This is a genomic window from Rothia sp. ZJ1223 (genome assembly GCF_016900985.1).
Lineage (GTDB): Bacteria > Actinomycetota > Actinomycetes > Actinomycetales > Micrococcaceae > Rothia.
Genome location: NZ_JAFEUT010000006.1, coordinates 67,115 through 92,347, shown reverse-complemented (window position 1 = coordinate 92,347; position 25,233 = coordinate 67,115). Strand labels below are relative to the sequence as shown.

At 54.8% G+C, this 25,233-nt stretch carries 22 protein-coding genes and 1 riboswitch; of the genes, 11 read left to right on the top strand and 11 right to left on the bottom strand.

From position 1 onward, the window contains the following. Window positions 1-4 precede the first annotated feature (4 nt). Both JTP09_RS09120 and JTP09_RS09115 read right to left on the bottom strand, forming a co-directional pair. Window positions 5-481: a GNAT family N-acetyltransferase gene (locus JTP09_RS09120; protein ID WP_204878153.1), complete on the bottom strand. Its 477-nt coding sequence runs from the start codon at window positions 479-481 to the stop codon at window positions 5-7. Further along, window positions 478-960, bottom strand: a complete 483-nt coding sequence (locus JTP09_RS09115) for a GNAT family N-acetyltransferase (RefSeq protein ID WP_204878152.1) — start codon at window positions 958-960, stop codon at window positions 478-480. The genes JTP09_RS09120 and JTP09_RS09115 overlap by 4 nt, the downstream gene beginning before the upstream one ends. A gap of 301 nt (window positions 961-1,261) precedes the next feature. Between JTP09_RS09115 and JTP09_RS09110 the strand changes: the two genes are divergently transcribed. From JTP09_RS09110 to JTP09_RS09100, 3 genes are all read left to right on the top strand, one after another. Beyond that, on the top strand, window positions 1,262-3,019 hold the full coding sequence (locus JTP09_RS09110) for an ABC transporter family substrate-binding protein (protein ID WP_204878151.1): 1,758 nt from the start codon (window positions 1,262-1,264) through the stop codon (window positions 3,017-3,019). A gap of 130 nt (window positions 3,020-3,149) precedes the next feature. Then, window positions 3,150-4,682, top strand: a complete 1,533-nt coding sequence (locus JTP09_RS09105) for an ABC transporter permease (RefSeq protein ID WP_204878150.1) — start codon at window positions 3,150-3,152, stop codon at window positions 4,680-4,682. Further along, window positions 4,682-5,827, top strand: coding sequence for an ABC transporter permease (locus JTP09_RS09100; protein ID WP_204878149.1), 1,146 nt, complete (start codon window positions 4,682-4,684; stop codon window positions 5,825-5,827). Before JTP09_RS09105 ends, JTP09_RS09100 begins: the two co-directional genes overlap by 1 nt. A gap of 126 nt (window positions 5,828-5,953) precedes the next feature. Here JTP09_RS09100 and JTP09_RS09095 read toward each other — a convergent pair whose 3' ends face one another. Beyond that, window positions 5,954-6,574: a hypothetical protein gene (locus tag JTP09_RS09095; protein ID WP_204878148.1), complete on the bottom strand. Its 621-nt coding sequence runs from the start codon at window positions 6,572-6,574 to the stop codon at window positions 5,954-5,956. Between the two features lie 98 nt (window positions 6,575-6,672). On the opposite strand from JTP09_RS09095, the gene JTP09_RS09090 reads away from it, so the two are divergent. The 4 genes from JTP09_RS09090 to JTP09_RS09075 all read left to right on the top strand — a co-directional run bounded on the left by JTP09_RS09090 (window position 6,673) and on the right by JTP09_RS09075 (window position 11,391). After that, a complete protein-coding gene (locus JTP09_RS09090; RefSeq protein WP_204878147.1) occupies window positions 6,673-8,454 on the top strand; it encodes an ABC transporter ATP-binding protein in 1,782 nt (593 codons plus the stop codon). 832 nt (window positions 8,455-9,286) lie between these two features. After that, entirely contained in the window at window positions 9,287-9,730 is a 444-nt protein-coding gene (locus JTP09_RS10125) for an ATP-binding cassette domain-containing protein (protein ID WP_370592551.1), read from the top strand. Beyond that, window positions 9,727-9,909, top strand: a complete 183-nt coding sequence (locus tag JTP09_RS09080) for a hypothetical protein (RefSeq protein WP_204878146.1) — start codon at window positions 9,727-9,729, stop codon at window positions 9,907-9,909. The genes JTP09_RS10125 and JTP09_RS09080 overlap by 4 nt, the downstream gene beginning before the upstream one ends. A 399-nt stretch (window positions 9,910-10,308) precedes the next feature. Continuing rightward, window positions 10,309-11,391, top strand: coding sequence for a glutathione S-transferase family protein (locus tag JTP09_RS09075; protein WP_204878145.1), 1,083 nt, complete (start codon window positions 10,309-10,311; stop codon window positions 11,389-11,391). Window positions 11,392-11,505: 114 nt separating this feature from the next. Here the strand turns inward: JTP09_RS09075 and JTP09_RS09070 are convergent, their stop codons facing one another. Then, window positions 11,506-12,465, bottom strand: coding sequence for an NAD(P)-dependent oxidoreductase (locus tag JTP09_RS09070; RefSeq protein WP_204878144.1), 960 nt, complete (start codon window positions 12,463-12,465; stop codon window positions 11,506-11,508). Window positions 12,466-12,660: 195 nt separating this feature from the next. Here JTP09_RS09070 and cls point away from each other — a divergent pair, with 195 nt between their 5' ends. Next, window positions 12,661-14,148, top strand: a complete 1,488-nt coding sequence (gene cls, locus JTP09_RS09065) for a cardiolipin synthase (protein WP_204878143.1) — start codon at window positions 12,661-12,663, stop codon at window positions 14,146-14,148. 145 nt (window positions 14,149-14,293) lie between these two features. Here cls and JTP09_RS09060 read toward each other — a convergent pair whose 3' ends face one another. Continuing rightward, on the bottom strand, window positions 14,294-15,784 hold the full coding sequence (locus JTP09_RS09060) for an LLM class flavin-dependent oxidoreductase (RefSeq protein ID WP_204878142.1): 1,491 nt from the start codon (window positions 15,782-15,784) through the stop codon (window positions 14,294-14,296). A gap of 91 nt (window positions 15,785-15,875) precedes the next feature. Continuing rightward, window positions 15,876-16,018, bottom strand: a riboswitch (SAM riboswitch). Window positions 16,019-16,321: 303 nt separating this feature from the next. Here JTP09_RS09060 and JTP09_RS09055 point away from each other — a divergent pair. Next, window positions 16,322-18,430: an AMP-binding protein gene (locus tag JTP09_RS09055; RefSeq protein WP_204878141.1), complete on the top strand. Its 2,109-nt coding sequence runs from the start codon at window positions 16,322-16,324 to the stop codon at window positions 18,428-18,430. Here the strand turns inward: JTP09_RS09055 and JTP09_RS09050 are convergent. Continuing rightward, window positions 18,427-18,786 (bottom strand): PadR family transcriptional regulator, encoded by a 360-nt coding sequence (locus JTP09_RS09050; protein ID WP_239479146.1) that lies wholly within the window; start codon window positions 18,784-18,786, stop codon window positions 18,427-18,429. The genes JTP09_RS09055 and JTP09_RS09050 overlap by 4 nt on opposite strands. Next, complete coding sequence (locus JTP09_RS09045; protein WP_204878140.1) at window positions 18,776-19,834, bottom strand: hypothetical protein; 1,059 nt, start codon at window positions 19,832-19,834, stop codon at window positions 18,776-18,778. Before JTP09_RS09045 ends, JTP09_RS09050 begins: the two co-directional genes overlap by 11 nt. A 105-nt stretch (window positions 19,835-19,939) precedes the next feature. On the opposite strand from JTP09_RS09045, the gene JTP09_RS09040 reads away from it, so the two are divergent. Further along, window positions 19,940-20,713: an HAD-IIB family hydrolase gene (locus JTP09_RS09040; RefSeq protein ID WP_204878139.1), complete on the top strand. Its 774-nt coding sequence runs from the start codon at window positions 19,940-19,942 to the stop codon at window positions 20,711-20,713. Window positions 20,714-20,808: 95 nt separating this feature from the next. On the opposite strand, the gene JTP09_RS09035 is transcribed toward JTP09_RS09040, so the two are convergent. The 4 genes from JTP09_RS09035 to JTP09_RS09020 form a co-directional block, all read right to left on the bottom strand. Continuing rightward, entirely contained in the window at window positions 20,809-21,558 is a 750-nt protein-coding gene (locus JTP09_RS09035; protein WP_204878138.1) for an amino acid ABC transporter ATP-binding protein, read from the bottom strand. Further along, a complete protein-coding gene (locus tag JTP09_RS09030; RefSeq protein ID WP_204878137.1) occupies window positions 21,551-22,228 on the bottom strand; it encodes an amino acid ABC transporter permease in 678 nt (225 codons plus the stop codon). Before JTP09_RS09030 ends, JTP09_RS09035 begins: the two co-directional genes overlap by 8 nt. Window positions 22,229-22,321: 93 nt before the next feature. After that, the gene (locus JTP09_RS09025) at window positions 22,322-23,149 is read right to left on the bottom strand and encodes a transporter substrate-binding domain-containing protein (RefSeq protein WP_204878136.1); all 828 of its coding nucleotides are present in this window, start codon (window positions 23,147-23,149) and stop codon (window positions 22,322-22,324) included. 63 nt (window positions 23,150-23,212) lie between these two features. Beyond that, window positions 23,213-24,346, bottom strand: coding sequence for a PLP-dependent aspartate aminotransferase family protein (locus JTP09_RS09020; RefSeq protein ID WP_204878135.1), 1,134 nt, complete (start codon window positions 24,344-24,346; stop codon window positions 23,213-23,215). 194 nt (window positions 24,347-24,540) lie between these two features. Between JTP09_RS09020 and JTP09_RS09015 the strand changes: the two genes are divergently transcribed. After that, the gene (locus JTP09_RS09015; protein WP_204878134.1) at window positions 24,541-25,110 is read left to right on the top strand and encodes a GNAT family N-acetyltransferase; all 570 of its coding nucleotides are present in this window, start codon (window positions 24,541-24,543) and stop codon (window positions 25,108-25,110) included. Window positions 25,111-25,233: the final 123 nt, after the last annotated feature.

Here is a 25,233-nt window from a genome sequence, read left to right as displayed (position 1 = left end):
GTGTTTAAAGAGTGAGCTCCATATCCACATGCGGGATGTCGTCTTCGAGGTAGGGTTCAGAGACCCTGCGAAAGCCGTGGGTCGCATAGAAGGTCTCAGCCAGATGCTCCTGGGCTGAGATAAAAACAGTGTACACGTGCGGCATAGTGGCGCGCACATGCTCAATACCGGTCTCCACCAGCTGGTGCCCTAGCCCGGTGCCACGTGCTGATTCTGTGGTGATGATGCGCCCTAAGGACGCAACGCCCTCCCGGCGCGGTGAATGATGATCCGCCACCGAGCTACGGTCAAAGATACGCAGGTAAGCCTCAATGTCTCCGTTATTCATGCGGTAGAGGTGCTGGCAGTGGGCATCAAGACCGTCGGTATCTTGGTAGGGGCAGTTCTGTTCCACGATGAAAACAGCGGTGCGCGCAGCGACAATGGCGTAGAGTTCAGCGGTCGTAAGCTCGTCAAAGGTTTTGAGGGTAAAGGCACTCATGGGCGGGGAACCTCCAGAATCATCTTGACGTGAGGTAATCCAACTTCTTCAAATTCTTCACCCACCTGCACGAATCTTGCCGGCGCATAGTAGGTATCTTTTAGGTACGACTGGGCATCAATCAGGACTTTTTCAGCCTTGGTTTCTGCGCTCACCCACTCAAGGGCGCGCTCCAGAATTTTGCGCCCCAGACCGCGTCCGCGCGCTTCAGGTACCACTGCAACGCGAGAGATGGCGTAGGCAGCTGTTACTTGCGGGTAATGGGAGTCAGTAAGGGTCTCCAGATGAATAAGACGCAGATAAGCAAGAACAGTACCGTTAGAATCTGCGTGAAAGACATGTACGGCGTGACGATCCACCAAATCTGGTTCTTGCACTGTGAGCTGCTGCCCCACAGTGAAAACTTGAGAACGGGCTATGTAAATCGCGTTGAGCTCTTCAAGGGTTAACTCGTAAAACTGCTTGACCTGAAACATCATAAAATTCAGACTACAGCTTGGTAATATTCGCTGACCCATCGCTGTCTCGCATAGCGTACTGCTCCCCGTTTGTTGCGCTTCATTTCAGGGCTTTAAGGGTCTCCAGCAGTCAGATGGACGGTTCCCTATTTTTTGGGTTAACAAAAACTTAACATCCAAATTCCCTTTTCCATTTCATTTTCTAAGACTTCATGACCTATGATAAAACCACACTTCGTGTTACCAGTCACAGGCGCCTGTGGCAGGGGTCATTAGGCCGCAACACTTACATCACTCATTCATATAGAAGGAGACCAAAAGCATGCGCTCTTCACGTATCTCAAGCGCTCTCAGCCTGACCGCAGTCGCAGCACTCGGCCTCACCGCCTGCGCCTCAACCGGTTCAGGTAGCTCATCAGGTGCAGCCGGCTCAGAAGACAAGTCAGTGTCAATGGCAATCACCAACGTCTTCACCTCACTCAACACTGACGCTGCCGAGGGTAACAGCGACACCAACGGCACCGTTGACCAGCTCACTTCCCGCGGTTTCTACACCGTCACTGACACCTTCGACATTCGCCACAACGAATGGTTCGGCTCCTACGGCATGACCGAAGAGGGCGAAGGTATCAAGGTTGATTACAAGGTTAACGACGGCCAGAAGTGGTCAGACGGCAACGACATCGACAAGGGCGATTTGCTCTTGGCATGGGCTAACCTCTCAGGCTACTTCAACGGCGAAGGCGAAGAAGGTATCACCTACTTCGACTACGCTGGTGACACCGGCGGTCTCGGTGGCGCAAACAAGCCCACCCTGGGCGAAGACGGTCGCTCCATCTCCTTCACCTACCCCCAAGCTTTCGCTGACTGGGAAATCGCTTACGATCTAACCAAGCCCGCTCACGTTGTTGCTGAACTCGCAGGCATGGACGAAGCAAAACTCGTTGAAGTTCTTGAAACCGCAACCCCCGGTGAAGAAAACGCTGACCTGCGCAAGATTGCTGATGCGTGGAACACCGGCTACAACACCACCACCATGCCTGAGAACGAGGCACTGCTGGTAGGTAACGGTCCTTACTTGGTTTCAGGTGTTACCGAAAACCAGGACCTCACCCTGACTGCGAACCCCAACTACCAGGGCGATGTAAAGCCCAAGGTTAACGAAATCGTTCTCAAGACCATCCCCGACGCTGCAGCTCAGGTTCAGGCGCTCCAGAACGGTGACGTCAACATGATTGCCCCCCAGGCATCCATCGACACCGTGTCACAGGTTGAAGGCATTAAAAGTGTTACCACCAACGTCCAGCCCGACCAGGCATACGATCACCTCGATTTGAACATGGTAGAGGGTAGCCCCTTCACCGATGAGAACGTCCGCAAGGCATTCTTGCTGACTATCCCCCGTCAGGACATCGTTAACAAGCTCATCAAGCCCATGTCAGACAAGGCTGTAGTTCTGAACTCACAGCTTTACGTCTCATCAGATGGTGATGCATACGACAAGACCATCGAGTCCAACAACTCATCTGAGTACCCCTCAGACAACATGGACGCGAACATCGAAAAGGCTAAGGAACTGCTGGCAGGCAAGACTCCTACCGTTCGTATTCTTTACAACAACAAGAACACCAACCGCATCAACTCCTACCAGATGATCAAGGAATCAGCTGAGAAGGCAGGCTTCAAGGTTGAGGACGCAGGTAGCGAAGAGTGGGCAAAGCTACTGGTTACCGGCTCTGAGGGCACCTACGACGCTTCAATCTACGGTTGGGTTTCATCAGGTGTTGGTAACGAGTCACTGGGTCAGATTTTTAAGACCGGTTCAAGCTCAAACTTCACCAGCTACTCCAACGCAACCGTTGACGCAGCTGCTAACGAGATCATGAAGACCACCGATCAGGACAAGATTGACACCCTCAAGATGTCAGCAGATGCCGAGCTGTTCAAGGACGCTTACGGTCTGCCCCTCTTCCAGTCAGTTGCAGTTGCTGCTTACAGCGACTTCATCACCGGTGTAAAGCCCAAGCCTGGTCAGCGCCCCCTTACCTGGAACGCTGAAGAGTGGGACATTGCTGAGTAACTCAGCACTACGCACTAACCGCCTACACGCCAATCCGGTCAATTAGGTATGAGCGCGGATGCTATAGGCATCCGCGCTCTGGTTGCATAAAATAAGACTTCATTTTTTCCATAACCCCAGGAACAAACTCATGTTAATGTACGTAGCGAGGCGCCTACTGACAGCAGTGTTCATCCTCTTTGGTGCATCCTTTCTGATTTATCTTCTCACCGCCGCTGCCGGTGACCCGCTCGAAGAGCTGCGCACTATGCAAAGTGCGAACAAAGAGATGCTCATTGCCCAACGCACCGAAGCGCTCAACCTCGATGTACCAGCGCCACTGCGCTACTTCATATGGCTCAGTGGTGTACTCGGCTGCTTTACGGGCCAGTGCGATTTTGGGCAGAACCTAGCGGGTACCCCCGTGACACAGTTGCTGTCTAACGCTATCTACCAGACCCTGGTTCTGGTCGTAGCCTCGACCATTTTGTCAATCCTTATCGGTGTCAGCCTCGGTATTCTCTCGGCGCTTCGCCAGTACTCAGGTTTTGACTACACCATCACCTTCACCAGCTTCCTCTTCTTCTCACTGCCGTCCTTCTGGATTGCGGTTCTGCTCAAAGAGTTCTTAGCAATCGGGTTCAACAACTTTCTGCGTAACCCGCAGGTGACGATTCCCACTACCTTGTTAATCTCAGCGATAGCTGGTCTCTTCTGGTTCGCCGCATCATTCGGCAAAACCAAAACCCGCATTTTGATGGGTGTCTTCGGCTTCGTTCTCACCGCGGCAATCATTGTTTTTGTGTCAATGACTGAGTGGATGCTCTACCCCTTCTTGGGCATTCCCTTCCTGGTAATCCTGGGTCTCATCACCGCTGTAGTAGCCACCCTGCTCATTTCTGGTCTGCGCAACAAGCGCGCTCTTACCTCGGGTCTGTTCATGGTCGCAGTGGGCTTGGCAATCTACTTCCCCGTTCAGCAGTTGCTCAACCAAGCAACCTTCCTGATGATCGTGCTGATTACTGCAGCGCTCGTCCTCATCGGCCTAGCAGTTGGAGCTGGCGCAGGCGGTTACGACCGCGGTCAGGGCATGCGCGTCGGCGCCATCACCGGTTTTGTCATGGCGCTACTCATTTTCACCGACCGCTTCATGCAGTCATGGAACGACTACATCACCAACCCGCGCATTAAGGGACGCCCCATCCCCACCGCCAACGCATCAACCCCCAACCTCAACGGGGATTTCTGGATTACCGGTCTTGACACCATGACACACATCCTGCTGCCCACCATCGCCCTCACCCTGATCTCACTTGCCAGCTACTCACGCTACTCACGCGCGTCCATGCTGGAAATCATGAATCAGGACTACATTCGCACCGCACGCGCCAAGGGCGTTTCAGAGCGCGGAGTCGTCATGAAGCACGCCTTCCGCAACGCGCTGATTCCCCTGGCAACTATCATCGCAATGGACTTTGGTGGCATCATCGGCGGTGCAGCTGTCACCGAACGCATCTTTGCCTTCAAGGGCATGGGTTCGCTGTTCCTAGACTCACTGGCACACACCGACCCCAACCCCGTCATGGGCGTCTTCCTCATCACCGGTCTGATGGCACTGGTCTTCAACCTCGTTGCAGACCTGCTCTACTCCGTTCTTGATCCGCGCGTTAGGGTGAAAGCATAATGAGCAACACTACAAACACCAACGGTAGCCACAAGGCTCCCACCACAGAAACCACCGCTCTACGCGCTGTTGAGACCAACACTGATATTCGTGCCCAAGAATCAGCGGGCAAGACCCAGGGTCAGATTGTTCGTAAGCGCTTTAGGCAGAACACCGGCGCTGTTGTATCGCTGCTCATCATCGTTGGCATCTTCTTACTCTCAATGACCGCTATGGGCATCGGCCCGATTCCCGGTTGGTGGAAGTACAGCCACACCGAAATGCAGTCAGTGCTCAACGGCGGTGCGCCCAACGCAACCCACTGGTTTGGTCAGGACGCCACAGGCCGTGACCTCTTCGCCATGACCATGCGCGGTATTCAAAACACCTTCCTCGTAGTGGTCCTTATCAGCGGCATTGCCGGCTTCTTGGGCGTTCTCTTCGGCGGTATGGCAGGTTACTACCGTGGCTGGGTTGAAGCGGTCATCATGCGTTTCACCGACATGATTATCATTATTCCGCTCATGCTGCTCACCGCTGTGCTCGGTAAAATTGCCGGTAGCTACTTTCAGGGCACCTGGAGCGTTATCGCTCTCGGTATCATCGTTGGTCTGCTCTTCTGGAGCTCACTGGCGCGTCTGGTACGTGCGGAATTTTTGACCCTGCGCGAACGTGAGTTTGTGGACGCTGCCCGCCTAGCAGGTGCCTCAGATATGCGCATCATCTTCAAGCACATTCTGCCCAACGCTATTGGCGTGGTGACCGTGAACGTCTCATTGATGATGTCTAGCGCGATTCTCACCGAAACCGCTCTCAGCTACTTGGGCTTCGGTGTGAAGCAGCCTGACTGGTCACTGGGTTCACTGATTTCAGCTAACCAGTCTGCATTCTCAACCCGCCCCTGGCTTTTCTGGTTCCCCGGTCTCTTCATCCTGGTGCTTTCACTGTGCATCAACTTCGTAGGCGATGGTCTGCGTGATGCCTTCGACCCCCGCCAGAAAAAGTTCAACCCCCGCAAGGCGAAAGAGCGCACCGCTCACTCCGCTGAAAACGGCTTGAACGTTGAGGGTCTGGCAGCGGCAGCACCCGGGGAAGCCACCATCAACGTGGGGCAAACAATCCACGAGGGTGATAACACCCCCGATGCCGGCAAGGCACACCGCTAGAACTCACCCCTGAGCTCAGGCGAAAGGGCGGACGCACCCTCACCGGCGCGTCCGCCCCACCAGAAAATTTCATACAAAATTTCAGAGAGAAACTAAAGCTCCCCTCGGGCACCTAGGGTAAATCTTTTACAGTAGGACGCTCAGGGCAGCAGCAAGAGCCAGTAGGGCAAAGATAACCCCGCCTTTAACATCGAAGGTTGTTTCTTCAATATTGGGGAAACTCTCAAGGTGCTCTGCCTCAACGATTTCTTGCCAGTACCCGCGGGCAACCAAAGCCGCCCCACCTGCAAGAGAATGGGGCAAATCGCTGGTACGCAAGCCGCCCTCAGCACCGTAGGAGATACTCGGTACGTTCTTGGTATCAACGGTCTTACGGTTCATCGCCGCAGCCATACCGTTACTGGGAACAGCAAATGACTGGTAGCGTCGCTGCGAAGTAACCGCGGTGAAGTGGAACTTCGTTGAGATATCAACCAGGTTAGGGTAACCCACCCGGTGATACTTAAAGGGGTTCTTCACCCGAATCTCCTCACGGTCGATCTCAAGCACGGGCGAACCCAGCAAGTACCAGACACCGTAGGCAAGGAAAAACCAGGGCCAGCACCCGGTCAAAAGAGCAGCCACCCCGTATTCCATAACGGTCGTGGCACACAGAATCAGGGCTACTATCACTGCGAAAGCGGTATATACATACCCGGTTCTAGCGCGAAAGCGAACCGGCGGGTCTATCAAGTACTGGGATTTCATAGTTTTAGTATTTTCTCAAACAAATGGGGCAGGTGCCGACAAACGCACTCACCCATTTCTAGAAGATTTCAACAGCAAAGAGTTGGGAAGCAGTACTCATGAACACTAAACCATCCCACATTTCAGCAGACACCCAAGCCCACTACACCGTGGGCGATGTGGTGTTGCAGGTACGCGATCTGAGCGTAGACTTCGGCGTCGAACGCCAGTGGGTACCCGCCGCCATGAACCTCAACTACGAGGTACGCGCCGGTGAGGTACTCGCTATCGTGGGCGAATCAGGCTCCGGTAAGTCAGTGTCATCCATGGGCATGATTGGGTTGCTACCCAAGAACGCCCGCGTCAGTGGCTCCGTCAAACTAGACGGCAAAGAACTCATTGGGCTCAGAAACTCAGACCTGCTGCAGGTACGCGGTGATGACATCGCCGTCATCTTCCAGGAACCCATGACCGCCCTCAACCCGGTGATGACCGTGGGCGAGCAGATTATTGAAACCCTGCGCCTGCACAAAGACATCTCCCCCGCCCAGGCTAAAGAAGAAGCCATTAACATGCTGGAACTGGTTGAAATGCCAGACCCCATCAAGGCATTCAACTCTTACCCCCACCAGATGTCAGGCGGTCAGCGTCAGCGTGCCATGATTGCCCAGTCGCTCTCCACCAACCCCAAACTTTTGATTGCAGATGAGCCGACCACCGCACTGGACGTTACCGTGCAGGCTGAAATCCTCGACCTCATGCGTAACCTGCAAAAGAAGCTCAACTCAGCAATCATCCTCATCACCCACGACATGGGCGTTGTCGCTGACCTCGCAGACCGTGTAGCTGTGATGCGCCGCGGCGAAATCGTCGAAACCGGTGACGTTGCCAAGATCTTCGCCAACCCCCAGCACGAATACACCCAGGCACTGCTGGGCGCTGTACTGCACTTGGGCGGCAACGAAATCGACGTGAACGCTGCCCTCGACGATGCAGCCGAAGGTCAGCGTCCGCCCACCGCCATCATCAACCAGGTAATGCCCGCCCCCGAACGCACCGGCGAGGTCATTCTTTCGCTCAATAACGTCTCACTCGAATACCCCAAGCAGGGACGAGTCGGACCTTTCCGCGCAGTATCCAACGCAACCCTGGACATCCGCGCGGGCGAAGTACTGGGCTTGGTCGGTGAATCAGGCTCCGGTAAATCAACCATCGGACGCGCCACCGTTGGCTTCTTGGACGTCGCAGAAGGCGAACTGACCGTCTGCGGTCACGACATGCGCAAACCCAACCGCAAGACCCTCGCCGCCGTCCGTAAAGACGTAGGCATGGTCTTCCAGGATCCCTCATCATCGCTGAACCCACGTCTGCCCATCGGTGAGTCAATCGGTGAGCCTATGTTCCTCGCAGGTGTTGCCAAGGGCACCGAACTACAGAAGCGTATTGAGACATTGCTTGACCGTGTTGAGTTGCCCCGCTCCTACCGTAACCGCTACCCCCATGAGCTATCTGGCGGTCAGAAACAGCGCGTTGGTATTGCCCGTGCGCTCTCGCTCAAGCCCAAGCTGCTGATTGCCGATGAGCCGACCTCGGCGCTTGACGTTTCGGTGCAGGCGCGCGTGCTTGAACTCTTCCAGGAACTTCAGGAAGAAATGGGGTTCGCCTGCCTCTTCGTCACCCACGACCTCGCGGTTATTGACGAACTCGCCGATCGTATTGCTGTGATGCGCCGAGGTGAGATTGTTGAGCAGGGTACGCGCGAGCAGATTCTGCGCCACCCCAAGCAGGCATACACCCAGCGCCTGTTGGCTGCTGTGCCCCTACCCAACCCGGACGCACAGGCGCAGCGCCGCGAGTTGCGCGCCAAGTTGCTGGAAGAAACCGGGCGCGTGGTTTCCTAGTCACAAAACAAAATGTATGTCATAGAACATATTTTTAAATTAATGCGATAGTGTTTACGTATAACACAAGCCACACAATAAATAGGAGAATACCTGTGGCAACCACTTTCGGTAGCAACACTTATAATGGGTGACCCGGACCCACCACCAACTAAGCAGAAGGCGCAATTGCATAGCAATTGCGCCTTCTCCATAAAATAAACTATAAAGAATTTTCTCACAAGTATTGCTCCCAAAATGATTTACCCTCTAAATTTATAGATGGATTAAATTTGGAGCCAACAACGAACGACCACTCCCACGGCCCTTCTATCTAACTGATCTTGAAGTCAGAAAATTGAATAATCCTCAGGTCTTTCTCAACGAGGTTTCACAAGGCTTCAAGCTCGATCTCCCCGCATCAAAAATACCTTCTTACCCACCCCCCTGCACACGCTCAAGTCAGAAATGAGTAAATTTATTCTACTGACCGATAAATTCAAAGATGACCCTATAAATAAATACTCAGGATATTTAATGGTCAATTTTTCACAGCCAACCATTTTTAGCGCGCACAATCTAGTGCGCGATCTGGGACCAAAGAATTTTCGCGCAGTCGATGACATCTCTTTTAAGATTAATGCTGGGCAAGTTCTCTTAAAATAACCACCATCAACATGTGTTCAACTCTGCTGATGCCAACCTCGGGTAGCATACAGGTAGCGGGCGTTGACGCAGTCGCACACCCTCGCCAAGCACGGCAACATATTGGCTTGGTACTCGGCGGCGATCGAGGTTTCTACTCACGCGCCACAGCCCGCGATAATCTACTGTTTTCGCGGACGCCCTGGGCGTGCCCCGAAAACTCCGCAAGGCGCGAGTTAAGGAAGCCTTAGAAGCCGTAGCTCTCACCGACCGCGCAGGCTCTAAGGTTCAGGATTTTTTTTCGCGCGGAATGAAACAGCGGCTGCACATCGCGCGCAGACTACTCAACGACCCTGCCCTACTTTTTCTGGACGAGCCCACCAATGGGCTTGACCCCGAACTAGCCCTTGATGTGCGCAAATTCGTGAAGTCGCTGGCGCAGCGCGGCACAGGCGTCCTGCTCACCACCCATTACCTTGCCGAAGCTCAGGCACTTACCGATAATCTACTGATTATCAATGAGGGCAAAAATATCTTCCAGGGTTCACTTCAAGAATTACGGGCACACAGTTCTCTACCCGAGCACGCAACTCTAGAAGATGCCTGTTTCGCAATTCTAGGCATTGACCCCGATACGAAAGCTGACGCATGAGACTTTTACGAATGCTCGCCTTTCACACGCGTCTCTTTGCGAGCAACAGTTACTTTGTGCAGCTCATGATTACCTCTACGGTAACGATTCTGCTGATGCAGTATGTGGCGTCATTTGCGTCTCACTCCCCCGAGTCAGCCAGTAGCGCCTGGTTGCGCGCTGGTCTGGTAGGCACATAGACGGTCTGCACGGTTGCAGCGGGTCTCATTGGCTTTCAGCGGTTTCAAGGCACACTAGTACACTTGGTCTTTACTCCAACACATGCCGGTTCTACCCTGCTTCCACTGATAGGCTCCGCGTCAGCTTTCGGTCTGCTGGCTTTTCCACTGACAGGCCTGCTCGCGTGGGTTCTGCGCTTACACCCGCAGGTCAGCTGGCACTGGTGCCCGCGGTATTCGTTTTCTGGCGATCTGCTGCGCTTGAGCACTTGCTGGGGTACTCGCGTCCTCACGTATTCTTGCACTGATTCGTAGCGGACTACACACCGAAGAAATTTGGTAGCCAACCGCGAGGGGTGCTTATAGATAAACCAAGGAAAATTACTTTACAACGAAAGTATATAGGCGTAGGGTTACACCATGAGCACCTCACACGAAACCACCAAACATTCAACCCGCGGCACCTACGTGCGCTCCGGCAAAGAGTACGACCGCGACACCAACTACATTGAAGACCGCATTGTTGCCAGCCCCACCACTTTTTCAGACGATACCGAGCGCAACTACTGGCCCGTTGAGGCCGGTAAGTACCGACTAGTAGCTGCCCGAGCCTGCCCCTGGGCTAACCGCACCCTCATTGTTCGCCGTCTACTCGGTCTTGAGAGCGCGATCTCGGCAGGTATGCCCGGCCCCACCCACGACACCCGCTCCTGGACCTTCGACCTAGACGAGGACGGCAAAGACCCGGTACTCGGTGTCGAACGCCTGCAAGAAGCCTACTTCGCGCGCTTTCCCAACTATCCCCGCGGTATTACTGTACCCGCAATGGTCGATATTGAATCCGGCGCGGTAGTGACTAACAACTTCCCGCAGATCACCGAGGACTTCTCTAAAGAGTGGAAGGACTTCCACCGCGAAGGTGCCCCCGACCTCTGGCCCGCGGAGCTTGAAGAAGAGATGAACGCGGTAATGAAGCACATCTACACCGAAATCAATAATGGCGTGTACCACTGCGGTTTTGCCGGTTCGCAAGAGGCATACGAGGCGGCTTACGAGCGCCTCTGGACTGCCATGGACTGGGTCGAAGAACGCCTTGCCACCCGCCGCTACCTCATGGGCGATCATATCACCGAGGCTGATGTACGTCTCTTTACCACCCTGGTGCGTTTTGACGCGGTCTACTACTCACACTTCAAATGCTCCCGCCAGCCTTTGAGCTCCATGCCTAATCTCTGGGGCTATGCTCGCGACCTCTTCCAGACCCCAGGATTTGGTGACACCGTAGATTTCCAGCACATCAAGGAACACTACTTCATTGTTCACGAAGACATTAACCCCACCGGCATCGTGCCCGTTGGCCCTGACCTTTCAGGCTGGCTGACCGAGCACGGACGCGAAGCCCTGGGTGGCTCACCCTTCAATGCGGACGCCGGTGCAACCGCACCGAATGAAGTGCGCGCGTCCGAACGGGTAGAGGCAGAGCACAACCCGCTCTACACCTAAAGCCAAGGTTTCGAAGCAATCCCCCTCATGTTTCAGAGAAAAAGCGCGTATTAAAAACAGTGGGGCTGGTCTTGAAGAATCAAGACCAGCCCCACTTTTCTGTGCTTTTATTGGCTACATCTTGTTGCGCCAGTTAGGCTCTTGACCAGCCTCAGCATCGCGCAGTGCCTGTAGATTGTGAGCAATGAGATCTTCGGGGTTCACCGGACGTCCGCCCGCTGAGTGCGGGGTGATAATCAGGTTCTTAGCGCCCCACAGGGGTGAGTCGGCGGGCAGGGGTTCCTCAACAACAACATCAACGGCGGCACCGGCAATCTCACCGGTGTTCAAGGCAGCGATCAGAGCCTCTTCATCAACAGTGGTGCCACGCCCCACGTTGATAAGGTAGCTGCGCTTAGGCAGCTTCTCCAGCTTGCAAGAATCCAGGGCGTTAGTGGTCTCGTCTGACGTCGGCAGAATCATAACCAAAATATCTGTCTTTTCCAGCAGCGGATCAATGTCTTCGGTAGCAACTACAGGAAAGCCAGCGCGCTCACCGGCGCTACGGGCAACACCGGTGACCTTGGCACCAAAAGCGTCAAAGAGACGGGCGGTTGCCTGACCGATAGAACCAAAACCCCAAATGGTGACATTGGCGTTCAGCAAGGTGGTTACCTGGTTCTCGGGGTAAAGCTCCTGCGCGCCACCAAGCTCTGATGCCCAGTGGTTGCGCTCCTGGTGATCCGCCAGGGTCGGCAGAAAACGCACAAAGTTCAGGGTCAGCGCCACAGCGTGCTCAGCAACAGTCTTAGAATGCAAACCAATACCCGATGTGATCACGGCTTCATCGCGGAAACCCGCCGCACGCGCCTGATCGGGGCCCGCCAGCAGTGCCTGCACCAGCTTCACCTGCGAAAGGTTAGATGCCGCGTCCTTCAGCTGGTCATTAGTATTGGCCCAAGAAATCAGCACATCAGCATCGTAATCAGCCTCAGCCAGAGGTGCTTTGGGGTCGTAGCTAACGATGGTATCTTCATCGGTTAAGCCCAAGCGGCTCTCATCGAGAGTCACCGAAGTGGGAACAAGAATCTTCATGAAACTATCTTTCTGTGGTGGGTACAAGCTACCCCTAGCCTATTGCGCCGGTATGAGCTGACGCTACTTTTACACCCTGTAAACACCAGAGTGCAGAAATATTTAGACATAGACGCGCGGCACCCCGCGCACTTGCCCCGTGAGGACGCGCCCGCTAGGTGAGGTGCCTGCACCCAAGTTGTAGACTGGGTATCAATGAACTCCTTACCCTTGCCCACCTTCAGCATTCCCGGTTTGCCACCGTGGGTGTCGCTGAGCCTAGTTTTTCTTGATCTGTTCATTCGTCTGATCACGATTTTCTGGCTACCGTACAACCGCAAACCGATTGTGGCGTTGGGGTGGCTGATGGCGATTTTTTTGATTCCCTACGTGGGGTTCTTGGGGTTCTTAGTTTTTGGTTCGTCGCACCTGCCACGCTATCGGCGGATGCGTCAGAGTATTATGAACGATGTTATGCGCGATGCTCTGCCCGAGGATTCTCCGGTGGTGGGGTCTAACATTCAGCTTTCCGAAGTGGCGCGGGTAGCGGCTAATCTCAACTACCGCCTGGGTTCACTGCCCATGGTTAGTGGCAACAGTTTCACCCTGCACCGCGATAATCACGAGGCCATGTTGCTTCTCGCCGATGAGATTGATAAGGCGCAGACCTACGTTCACTTCGAGTTTTACATTGCCTCCCTCGATGAAGCCACCCGCCCCCTATGGGAGTCCCTGGTACGCGCTCACCAGCGCGGAGTGAGAGTTCACGTGCTCATCGACCACATCGGTTCGCGCAGATACAAGGGCTATTGGGCACTGAAAAAGCTACTCAACGAGTCAGGCATTAGCTGGCACCTCATGCTGCCCCTACAACCGCACAAAGGTCAGTGGCAGCGTCCTGATCTGCGTAACCACCGCAAAATCGTTGTCATCGACGGACGGCTCGCTTTCTCAGGTTCGCAAAACGCCATTCACCGCGCCTACAACGTTGCAAGAAATGACGCGCGGGGCATGCACTGGCTAGATCTGAGCTTTACAGCCCGCGGCCCCGTGGTCGAAGAACTGAACGCGGCGTTTGTGTCTGACTGGTACTCAGAAACCAAAGAGCTGCTGATTGAAGAAATCGATCCCTCCCTCAGTACCGCGCACGGCGGTGCGCTGGCTCAGGTTGTGCCCTCAGGACCGGGGTTCGAAACCGAAAATAATCTGCGACTCATTAACCACCTGATTTACAATGCTGAACGCCGTATTCTGATTTGTTCACCCTACTTCGTACCCGAAGAAACCCTCTTACAGGCACTAACCAACGCCGCCCTCTCCAATATCGACGTCACGGTCATCGTGACCGAAAAAGGCGACCAGTTTCTGGCGAACATGGGCCAGCGCTCCTACTACGAACAGCTACTGCGCGCAGGCATTAAGATTCAGGCATACCCCGGCCCCACCGTCCTACATGCCAAGTTCATGCTCATTGACGATGAGATGGCGCTGATTGGCTCCTCGAATATGGACCCTCGTTCCTTCTCCCTCAACCTCGAAATCTCCACCTTCATCGTGGACGGTGCCGTCGTTGATGCCGTAGAAGAAGTCGCCAACGACTACCTCACCTGCACCAAAGAAATACGCTACAACGAGTGGATTATGCGCCCCCACCGCCTCAAAATGATCGAGAACGTTTGCAGGCTCACCTCATCATTGCTCTAACTACCGTGCTGCCGTAATGAAACAGTGAAGTTTTTTGTAATTACACGCAGTGAAGGACGCGCTCCCCTTCCTGTGAGGAAAAGGCGGGGAGCGCGTTGCGTTATTTTCAAAGGCGAAGAGTATCTACTGTGCCGTTAAGGTTTCTTTATTGTTCGGTTGTGTAGACAGCTTCTGCCAGCTTCAAGAAGTCGCGTGCCGGAGTATCGGCGGCGGAGGGCTTACCCACGTAAGCGCCGCGGTACTTGGCTGCCGGGTGGCGGTCATCTACCCTAGTGTTACCCACGCCGAAGAGGCTCTCACGCAGGGTAGTGCCCTCGTAGGCGGTGCGGTAGCGTCCGCGCTTTTGCAGCTCAGGAACCACGAACTCCACGAAGTCCTCAAAAGAGCCGGGTGAGACATGGTAGGCGAGGTTGATGCCGTCAAGACCTCCCTCGTCAACCCAACGCTCAAGCTCATCGGCAACAGTCTGCGGTGAACCCACAATCACCTCACCCATGCCACCGGTGGCGCAGTGAGCGGCGATATCGTTGCGCGTCCACTCGTTCTCTTGGTCCATGAGGGTGAAGGGGGTCAAGAACGACTGAATCGCTTCGGTCTGCACGTACTTGATAGCTTCATCTTCATCGAACTGAGAAAGATCTACACCAGACCAGCCGCCGATAATGCCCTGTGATGATTCAAGGTCAGCATACTTCTTGTACTCTTCGTACTTCGCCTGCGCCTTCTCATCGGTTTCATCAACGATGACAGAGAGCATCGCCAGAATCTTAACGTCATCGCGCTTACGCCCCGCTGCCTCAACTTTTTCGCGGATGCGGTCGGTGAGAAAGCGGGTCAGGTGCGGGCGCAGGGCAGTAATGAAGATAGCTTCAGCGTGTTGAGCTGAGAAGTCCTGCCCACGAGAGGACGCGCCCGCCTGGAAGATCACAGGAGTGCGCTGGGGGCTGGGCTCGCTCAAAGCAATGCCCGGAACCTGGAAGTGCTTACCCTTGTGCAAAATCGGGTGAATCTTAGAAGCATCAGCAAAAACGCCGTTCTCGCGGTCGCGCGGCACTGAGCCGTCCTCCCAGGAACCCTCCCAGAGCTTGTAGCAGACATCCAAGAACTCTTCAGCGATCTCATAGCGCTCATCGTGTTCAATCTGACCGGGCAAACCCTGGTTTTCAGCCGCGGACTGCAGGTAAGAAGTCACCACGTTGAAACCCACACGTCCACCGGTGAGGTGGTCAAGAGTGGAATAGGAACGCGCCAGAGTGTACGGCTGATTATAGGTCACCGCCGCAGTCACGCCAAAGCCCAGGTGCTCAGTCACCGCAGCCATCGCAGAAATCTGCAAGAAAGGATCACCCACAGGCACCTGAGCGCCATCTTTGAGCACGGGAGCTACCGAGTCTTTGTAGACGTCATACACGCCCACCACATCTGCAATAAAAACCGCATCAAACAGACCCTTCTCGCAGACCTTCGCCAAATCAGTCCAGTACTTAATAGTGTTGTACTCATCAGCACGGTTACGCGGGTGACGCCAGGTACCAAAACTCTGGTGGCTGGTAGTGGTCATATCAAAAGCGTTAACAACAATGCGCTTTTTCTCTTCAGAACCTGTAGCGGTCGTGGGGTTAGCCTGCTCAGCCATGATGCGTTCTCTTTCGGCACGGTTTGAATCTCTTGCAAACCCGCAACCCGTTGCACCGCTCGCCACGGTCTTTTGCGGGAAGGCGCGCCAGGCGCCGTACTTGCCCACGCGCGTCCGCCCGTTTTATTGGGTAGTGTTGGGACGCACCGTGTGCCTGATCTTCATCTGGGGCACCCCGCTACGGGAGAGGGTTGCCGCCCAACTAGCCAGAGCTTAACGCTGGGTCTCATGATCGTTGATGTCAGCCTACGGCAGGTGTGTTACGGCTGACAATCTATGACGCGACATAACAAATGTGACGGTTTATTGAGGGGTGGACGCGAGAGGGTTCTTGGTGAGTGTTGGGTTTACGCCCGAGCGTTGCGGCTTTTCCCTAACGTTCGGGAGGAACCCCAACGCCCGGAGTGCAGACACCCGGTTACAGCCGCCCAGCGTCATAGACTGTCACATTCGTTATCTCTTGTCACGCCTTCGCGGTGTACCTGCCTGTTCCGTACTCTAAACAGTAGATAAGAAGGCAAGACCAAAGGAACTCTTGTGGCGCTACCCGCTGATTTCACGTTTTCTGACCCGTTTAATCCCACCCCGAACCCCGCGCTGATTTCTGATGAAGCGCGCATACAGTTTTGGGGCGATCAGGCGCGGGCGCGTCTCACCTGGGGTGTGCCCTTTACCGAGGAGAACACCCACTCCTTCAAGAAACCGGTTTCGCTGGGGCTTGATGCGGACGGCGTAGAACAGTTTACTATTCCCGAAATTAAGTGGTTTGAAGGCGGCAAACTCAACGTTGCCTACAACTGCGTTGATCGTCATGTTGAGGCAGGACGCGGGAACAAGACCGCCCTGCTTTTTGAGGGTGAACCCGGCGACCGCGAGGCGATCTCATACGCAGAACTGCAAAAACGAGTTGCCAAAGCCGCCCACGGTCTTGAAAAACTGGGGGTGACTAAGGGCGATCGCGTAGTCATTTATCTACCGGTGATTCCTGAAACCATTATCTTCACGCTGGCATGTGCCCGCATTGGCGCTATTCACTCCCTCGTGTTTGGTGGTTTCTCTGCCGAGGCACTGCGCTTCCGTGTAGAAGACACCGGCGCCAAGGTACTCATCACCACCGACGGACAGAACCGCCGCGGCTCCGTAGTGCCCGTCAAGGTCAACGCTGATGACGCCTGTACGGGCGAAAACAAGATCGAGCACATCATCGTGGTAGACCGCACCGCAGGCACTGAGGAGGCGCGCGCGTCCGTGCCCTGGGCTCAAGACCGCGATGTTTGGTACCACGAGCTCATTGCCAATGTGCCCGACACCCACGAGGCTCCCCTGCACGATGCCGAAGATCCGCTCTTCATCATCTACACCTCCGGCACCACCGGAAAACCCAAGGGTCTAGTACACACCATGGGTGGCTACCTGACGCAGACCGCCTACACTCATGCCCTGCTCTACGATTTGCTACCCGATGTTGAAGGGGAGGACGGCGTACGCCGCCCCGATGAGCTTTCCACCGTCAATGACCCCGCCAAGGTTGAGTCAGCCGTCCACTGGTGTACCGCCGACCTTGCCTGGGTGACCGCTCATACCTACGAGATTTACGGGCCGCTAGTCAACGGCGTCACCGAAGTTATCTACGAGGGCACGCCCAACACCCCCACTTTTGAGCGTCATTTTGAGATTCTTGAGCGCTACAAGGTCACCAACTACTACACCGCGCCCACCCTGATTCGCTCCCTCATGGGAGCTTTCCCTCAAGGACCGCAGGCAGGCAAGTTCGACTTCTCCTCGATCAAACTGCTGGGCTCGGTCGGCGAGTCGATCAACCCCGAGGCGTGGCACTGGCTCTACACCCACATTGGCGGGAATAACGCATCCTTCATTGATACCTGGTGGCAGTCAGAAACCGGCTCAACCGTGTGCTCCCCGCGTCCGCACGACCCCCAGTTCGCACCCGCTGGCACTTACCCCGACGGCGCACCGCGCACCTCTCTCAAGCCCGGCTGCGCTACCCGCGCCGTTCCAGGCATCTCAACCCGCGTGGTCGATGAAAAGGGTGACCCCGTTGAAACCGGCACCCAGGGTTTTATTGTGGTCGATAAAATCGGTCCTTCCATGGCGCGCACCGTTTGGGGCAACCCGCAACGCTACCTTGACTCCTACTGGAAGCACTACGGAGAGCGCGGCTGGTTCTTAGCGGGCGATGGTGCCAAGCAGGACGCAGAGGGTGACACCTATATTCTGGGTCGTATTGACGATGTTATTAATATTTCGGGGCACAGGCTCTCCACTATTGAAATCGAATCTGCCCTCATCACCCACGAAACCGTCATTGAAGCAGGCGTCTGCCCCATCGAAGACGAGCTAACCGGCCACCAAGCAGTCGCCTTCGTAACCCTATCTAAGGCAGGGAACACACTTTCAACACAAGAACTCAAAACAGTTTTAAGCGAACACATCCGCCACGAAATCGGCCCCATTGCCAAACCCAAAGACGTTGTAGCTGTTGCAGATATTCCCAAAACCCGCTCAGGCAAAATCACCCGCCGACTACTGAGCCAGCTCTACGAAGGGAAGGCTCTAGGCGACCGCTCGTCCCTGCAAAACGAAGAAGCACTGGACGCGATTGCCAGGGTGATAGCAGCCCACTAGTATCCGTCCCTCAAGATCAAGGCGCCACAGACGTCCGCCGGAAGAAGTGCCACCTGTTCGACAAATTGCTTCCAGCTAGTTTCTAATTGAGCTAGCCGTTGCTCACCTTCGGCGGTGATAGCGTACATTTTGCGCCCCGGTCCGCCGTCGCCGTCCTGCCAGTGAGTTTCAAGATAACCTGCCTCCTCGAGCTTGGCTAAAGCTGGGTACAAGGTAGCGCCTTTAATCGGCTCAAACCCCCGCCCGATAAGTGCTTTGCCCAGGGCATAGCCGTGCGTGGCACCCCCCTTAATTTCCTGGAGGAGCAGCAAGGGAAGAACAGCGCGCTGCCAGGTGGCAAAATCTTTAGAACTCATCATCAGCCGCCTTGGCAAGAGCTGCATCGCGTTTGGTTCTATCGCGGCGATAACCAGTTATGAAGGTGACAATAGCAAGTATCGCAACGCCGACTGCCCAGTAGAAGGCAAGACCAGACCACTCTGCACGCGCAGCCATAGAGTAGCAGATAGCAAGCAGGGCAAAGGCGGAAATGGCGCGGGCAATAATCCAAGATATAAAGCGACGGGTAATGCTACGGGTGCCCTTACCCGCCATTTTTTCGGCGTAAGCAGCCGGATCACCAAATTCTTCGCCGGGGTCAGAAGCAGATTCAGCGACATGAGCGCGGGCTTCCTCTACCAGAGCGCGGGCTTCTGCCTTGGAGTAAAGATGCTGCCCACGCAGGGCACCTTCATAGCGAACAAACCAATCGCGGGAATCCACAGGTGTTGCAAGTAGCGAGGGTGCAGAGAATACGAACCAGCCGCTAACTACCAGGAGCAGAAGGTTGATGCCCAAGGCAAGCAGGGTGGGAATCTGCCAACTGTTGTCGGTATCAAAGGCCCAAGTTCCGAGAGCGAAACACGTTGCAGCCAGTAAAGCAATACCGGCAAGGACGCTTACCACGGCCGCCCCCATCATGCCGCGCTTGAAGTAGTTAAAACCTGTCATACCTGCGGTGTAAGAGATGATGAGCATCAGCACTATAAAGACGAGATTATCTGCTTGCTTAACCATCCAGTTTTCGGAGGCAAACAGAATAATGACCAGTGAGAGGATAAAGGCAATAAAGCATCCCGTAGCCATTGAAGAGGCGGTTGTTTCAACGCGGTTTTCGGTGATCCCTACTGAGGTATCTATATCAGCAAAAGCTTCGCGAGCGGCGCCCTGAGGTTCTCCGAGTATCTCAGCAGCAGTAAGGTCTTCGCCGTTTGTCAGTAGGCGGGCTTGTTCAAGGGCATCATGAATGTTCTGATTTGTTGCACCAGGCATACTGACAAGCTCGGTGGCAAAATCAAGTGCCCAAGGACGGTTGCGCTCGTCCCAGGCTGTGAAATCTACATTGTTGTGTAGTTTCTGAGCCATCGAAGATTCACTCCTTGAAACGAAAGGTAAACAACTTTGTATACTAGATAAAATTATTACATAGTTCAGAAAGCTACTCAATAGTCCTGGTGTAGGCTTGTGCGTATGCATTTTGTCTTTGACGTAGACGGAACCACCAGCTTCAACGGCATGACCATTGAGCCCGAAGTCTGCGAAGCTTTCCGACAGCTCATAGCTGCGGGGCATACCGTGGTACTGGCGTCGGCGCGTCCTATTCGCGATATTTTGCCCATGCTGCCCGCCGACCTCAAAGACATCACCTGTATTGGTGCTAACGGCGCTCTAATATATGAGGACGGCGAGGTGCGGGTACGTGCGGTCATTGACGCTGAGGCTTTCAACCGGGTGCGCGAGCTGATTCTGGAGCACACAGTTGATTTTGTGGCTGATTCTTCACGCCACTACGCCTACTCGCTACCGCACAACCATTTTCTCATCGAACGCATCGACGTTAACCAGCTAGATACCAGGGTTGAGTTCGCGCAGTTGAAGCATGCCACCAAGGTGATGATGCTGAATATTACCGACCGCGCCCTGCACCAGTTTCTGCACGATGAAGTTTCAAAGCTGAAAGTTGAGGTCGCTGAGCATGATGACCCCACCGGTGCCAACATTGATTTAACCGCCGCCGGGGTGCATAAACAGGCTGCCCTTACAGAACTGTTAGACGGCACCCCCTATATCGCCTTCGGCAACGACACCAACGACATTGAAATGCTACAGGGCGCTAGCTACGCGGTAGCGGTGGGCCCCAAAGAAGAGATTATTGCCCTCGGCGATACGGCGGTGGACGCGCGTGGGCAGGCAGTTGCCCACGCCATCGACGTGCTGGTAGGAAACATACCGGTAGAAGTTTAGGACGCCTGAAAGTGCCACATCGGGGTCAAATACACCCCCTGATGGTACTTTCAGGCGTCCTAAAGAGTCTGTGGATTCTTATCTAAACACCTCGGTTAGATGCGGTAGTCCGACATTTCGAAAATTTGCAGGAACTGCTTGATGCGTTCGTTATCGGAGTTGAAGAATCCCTTAGGTTCGCCGTTGTACAGCAGGTTGCCGCCTTCAAGAAAAATGATGCGGTCGGCGACCCTCTGCGCGAACGCCATGTTGTGGGTGACAACTACCAGCGAGCGGTTTTCCTTCGCCAGGTTCATGAGGACGCGAATAACCTCGGCTTCAAGCTCGGGGTCAAGGGCGCTGGTGGGCTCATCAAAGAGCAGGTAGTCAGGTGATACAGCCAAAGCACGGGCTATTGCCACGCGCTGCTGCTGACCGCCCGAAAGATTGTCAGGGTAAGAATCTTTCTTCTCGCCCAAGCCCACTTTTTCAAGCAGGGAGAGGGCAAGCGCGTCCGCCTCTTTCTGACCCATCTTGCCATTGAGAACCGGTGCAAGTGCTACGTTTTGCGCGGCGGTGTAGTGCGGGAACAGGTTAAAGTTTTGAAAGACCATCGCTGAATGTTTGCGGATGGTGCGTACCTGCTCGTCGGTGAGTTTGCTACCGAAGTCGATGCGGTCGCCCTCGATGCTGAGACTACCAGATTCGGGGGTTTCGAGCAGGTTGAGGCAGCGTAGCAGGGTTGATTTTCCCGAACCGGAGGGGCCTAGGATGACGGTGGTTTCACCGCTAGTTAGCTCAAGTGAGATGTTGTTAAGTACGGTGTTGTCACCGAAACTTTTGGTGAGGTGATCGAGGCTAAGCATTAGCGTTCCTTACGTAGCGGCTGCTGCGCTTTTCGAGCAGATTCTGACCCCAGGAGAGTACGGTGACAATTAGCAGGTAGAGTACGGCGACTTCGAGGTACATGGCAAGGGGTTCGTAGGTGCGTGCGGCAACCTGCTTGCCTGATTGGAAGAGATCTACCAACGAAATGGTAGAGACCAGGGCGGTACCTTTGACCAGGTCGATGAGGTCGTTGCCCAGTGGTGGCAGCGCGATACGGGTTGCCTGCGGAATGATCACATGGCGTAGGGTCTGCATTTGGGTGAAGTTCAGGGTGCGGGCTGCTTCAAATTGCCCGCGGGGAATGGAAGCAACGGACGCGCGGAAGGTCTCTGCGACGTAGGCACCGGTGTTCAGGCTCAAAGTAATAATCGCTGCTGTCCAAGTATCAAGGGTGATACCAACTTTAGGCAGACCGTAAAAAATTAGGAAGAGCTGCACCAACAGCGGGGTACCGCGAAAAACCCAAATGTAGAACCGTGACAGCCAGTTTAGCGGATTCTTAGCAGATCGCGAGCGCATTGCGGTAGCCACGATGCCAATGAGCAGCGAGAGGCCAAAGGCAATGAGGGTGAGCGGAAGCGTCACCTTCACCATTGCTTCAAGCAGGGAGGGGAGGGACTGAATCCAGAGTTCTATGTAGCGATCCATGGGTGCTTTCGGGTGCTGGTGCGGTAAAAGTGCAAGAAAAACCTTTCCTTGGGGTTACGGGGTTTTTCTTGCACTTTTGCGCGCGTGGGGTGTTTACGCCTTGGGTGAGAGGTCAGCCTTAACGTATTTTTCGTAGATTGCTTTCAGGTTGCCGTTTTCGAGGTGTTTGGTGAGCGATTCGTCGATGGCGGCTTTGAGTTCTTCGGCACCCTTTTCCATGAGGATAGCGGCTTCTGCGCCGTCGCCGAGTGTACCGTCGAGCAGGCGCAGATTGGCGTCGGGGTGCTCTTCCATGTATGCCTGGAAGGTCACGAAGTCGTTGCCGGTCAGATCAGCGCGACCTGAGAGTACCTGTTCGATTGCCTCGTCGAAGCCGGTGACGGGAATAATGGTTGCGCCGCGTTCTTCAACGAGGGTGCGGAAGTTTGAGGTTTCTGACTGGGCGGCGCTCTTGCCGGCGAGGTCGTCGATGCTCTGTAGCTCTGAATCCTTGAGTACACCCACGCGTCCTTCTGATACTGCGTAGGGTACGGAGAAGTCGTACTTCTGCTTGCGTTCTTCGGTGGGTGAGACGTTGTTGATGACGATGTCGTAGCGATCAGCGTCAACGCCTGCAATCAGGGAGTCCCAGGGGGTTTCGATGTATTCAGCTTTAACGCCGAGGTCTTTGGCGATCAGGTCAGCGATTTCTTTTTCGAAGCCGACGAGGTCGCCTGATTCGTCATGGTAGCCGAAGGGCTTGAAGGTGCCTTCCATGCCGATGCGGATTTTGCCGGCGTCCTTGATGGCCTGCAGTTTGTCGGTGGCATCGGCAGATGCTGCGCCGTCGCTGGTGTTGGTGGAGCATGCCGCCAAAACGGTGCCAAGAGCGCCGAGACCGAACATTTGCAGGGCAGCTTTACGGGTTACTTCAAGAGCCATGAGAGTTTCTCTCTTTCATCAGGTAGTTGGTGTTTTTGAAAATCTAAGGGGGGTCGGACGCGCTTAGGCGGCGTCAAGGGCGGTTCGCAGGTCGGTGAGTAGGTCATCGAGGTCTTCGATTCCAACAGCTACGCGCAGGAGGTTATTCCCTACCTGGGAGTCGGCAAGATGTTCAGGGGCGTAGGCGCCCTGAGTCATGGTGGCAGGTAGGCAGATGAGTGATTCAATGCCACCGAGCGAAACAGCGAAAGTGAAGACCTTGAGGTTATCGAGGAAGGTTTTAATGTCTTTGCCTTCTACCAGGGTAAAGGAGAAGAGCGCGCCGATGCCCTTTGCTTGGCGGTTGTGAATCTCGGCTTCGCTTTCGCTGGCTGACCCTGCGTAGAAGATGTCTTCAACGGCAGGGTGTTCGCGTAGCATCTCAAGGATAGCCAAAGTATTCTCTTGCTGACGTTCCATGCGGATCGCGAGAGTTTTGACGTTCTGCATGAGACGGTAAGAATCCATCGGGGGCAAAATACCGCCGGAAATGAGTTGCGCCTTGAAAACCTGTTCGTCAATATCAACAGAGTTAGTGGTGACTACGCCGCCCAGCAAATCACCGTGACCTGCCAAGTACTTGGTCGCTGACTGCACCACTACGTCCGCGCCCAGCTCAAGCGGCAGCTGCAAATAGGGAGTCATGAAGGTGTTATCAACAACCAGCAAAGCCCCGTTACGGTGGGCAATTTCAGCAATGCGAGCAATATCAGCAACGCGCAGGGTGGGGTTGGTGGGGGTCTCCAAAAAGACCATCTTCACATTGCCCTCAAAATCGGCGTCTGTCAGGGTGGAGAAGTCATGAATAAAACGGGTTTCAATGCCACGCTTGGGCAGCTCGATAGTGGCAAAACGGTAGTTACCACCGTAAACAGGCATGCCCAACAGCATCGTTTCACCGGTTTTCAGCATGCCCATCACAGCCGCAGTTGCGCCCATACCCGAGGCGAAAACACGGGCGTGCGCTGCGCCCTCAATTTTCGCCAGAGTGGTCTCAACATTGGCACGGGTGGGGTTGCCACCGCGCTGGTACTCGAAAGGTCCCTCTTCAAAAGTGGTGGGCTGACCGAACGTCGACGCCAAGTAAATCGGGGGAACAATCGCCTCATTCTCAACGTTTTCAATGGCGTGAATAGCGCGGGTAGTAAAACCTGACATGTGCTCTTCTTTCGTGCTGATGGCATTCGGTGTATGCACACCGATAGTTGGGCTATTTTATGTTCCTTCGCCCCTGCACCCGTAATCAATATGAAGCTTTATGACACTGTGCCCTCCATCCAAGACCCCATCGTTCGGAACTCCAAGGCAATTTCTGGTGGCTCTCGCACAGTACCCAACGCTACGATAACTCTATGCACCCTCACCTCATTGCCGAGCATTTCACCCTGCGACCTCTACGCCGGGCAGATGCACCAGAACTTACCGAAGCCTGCCAAGACCCCGAGGTTCTGCGCTGGTGCGCGAGCATTCCCCTGAACTACACTGAACAAGACGCTCTTGGCTTTATTGAGTACACGCAAGATGCCGGTAAGCGCGGAGCAGAGTACGTGTGGGCTATCGATTACTCGGGAGTTCTTGCCGGGGTGGTGACCTTACGATGCGCTACCCCCGATACAGCAGAACTAGGTTTCTGGGCGACACCCACCCTGCGCGGGCGGGGTATCATCACCGAAGCCTGCCACCTGGTGCTGGGGTTCGTCTTTGACCCTGCGGGGCTGAGCTTAGAGTCGGTGGAATGGACGGCAATCTACGGTAATGACACCAGCTACCGGGTTGCTCAAAAGCTCGGCTTCAGCGATATTGAGTTTATTGAGAATGGCACCCCCGACCGTCCCGACGTCGCCGGTGTGCCCCGCCGGGCGGACGCTTGGCACGCGTCCATGACCCGTGAGCAGTGGTTGGACGCCAATTTTAGGGTCTAAATGCCACTTCTTCTAAAATTTACGCGACAGATTGCGTCCCTCACTGCATCATATGCAGATTTCGTCTAACCTATCCGCTAAAACGCTGACTGCAGAGGTGACCATCAAAAGTAATGCTGACCG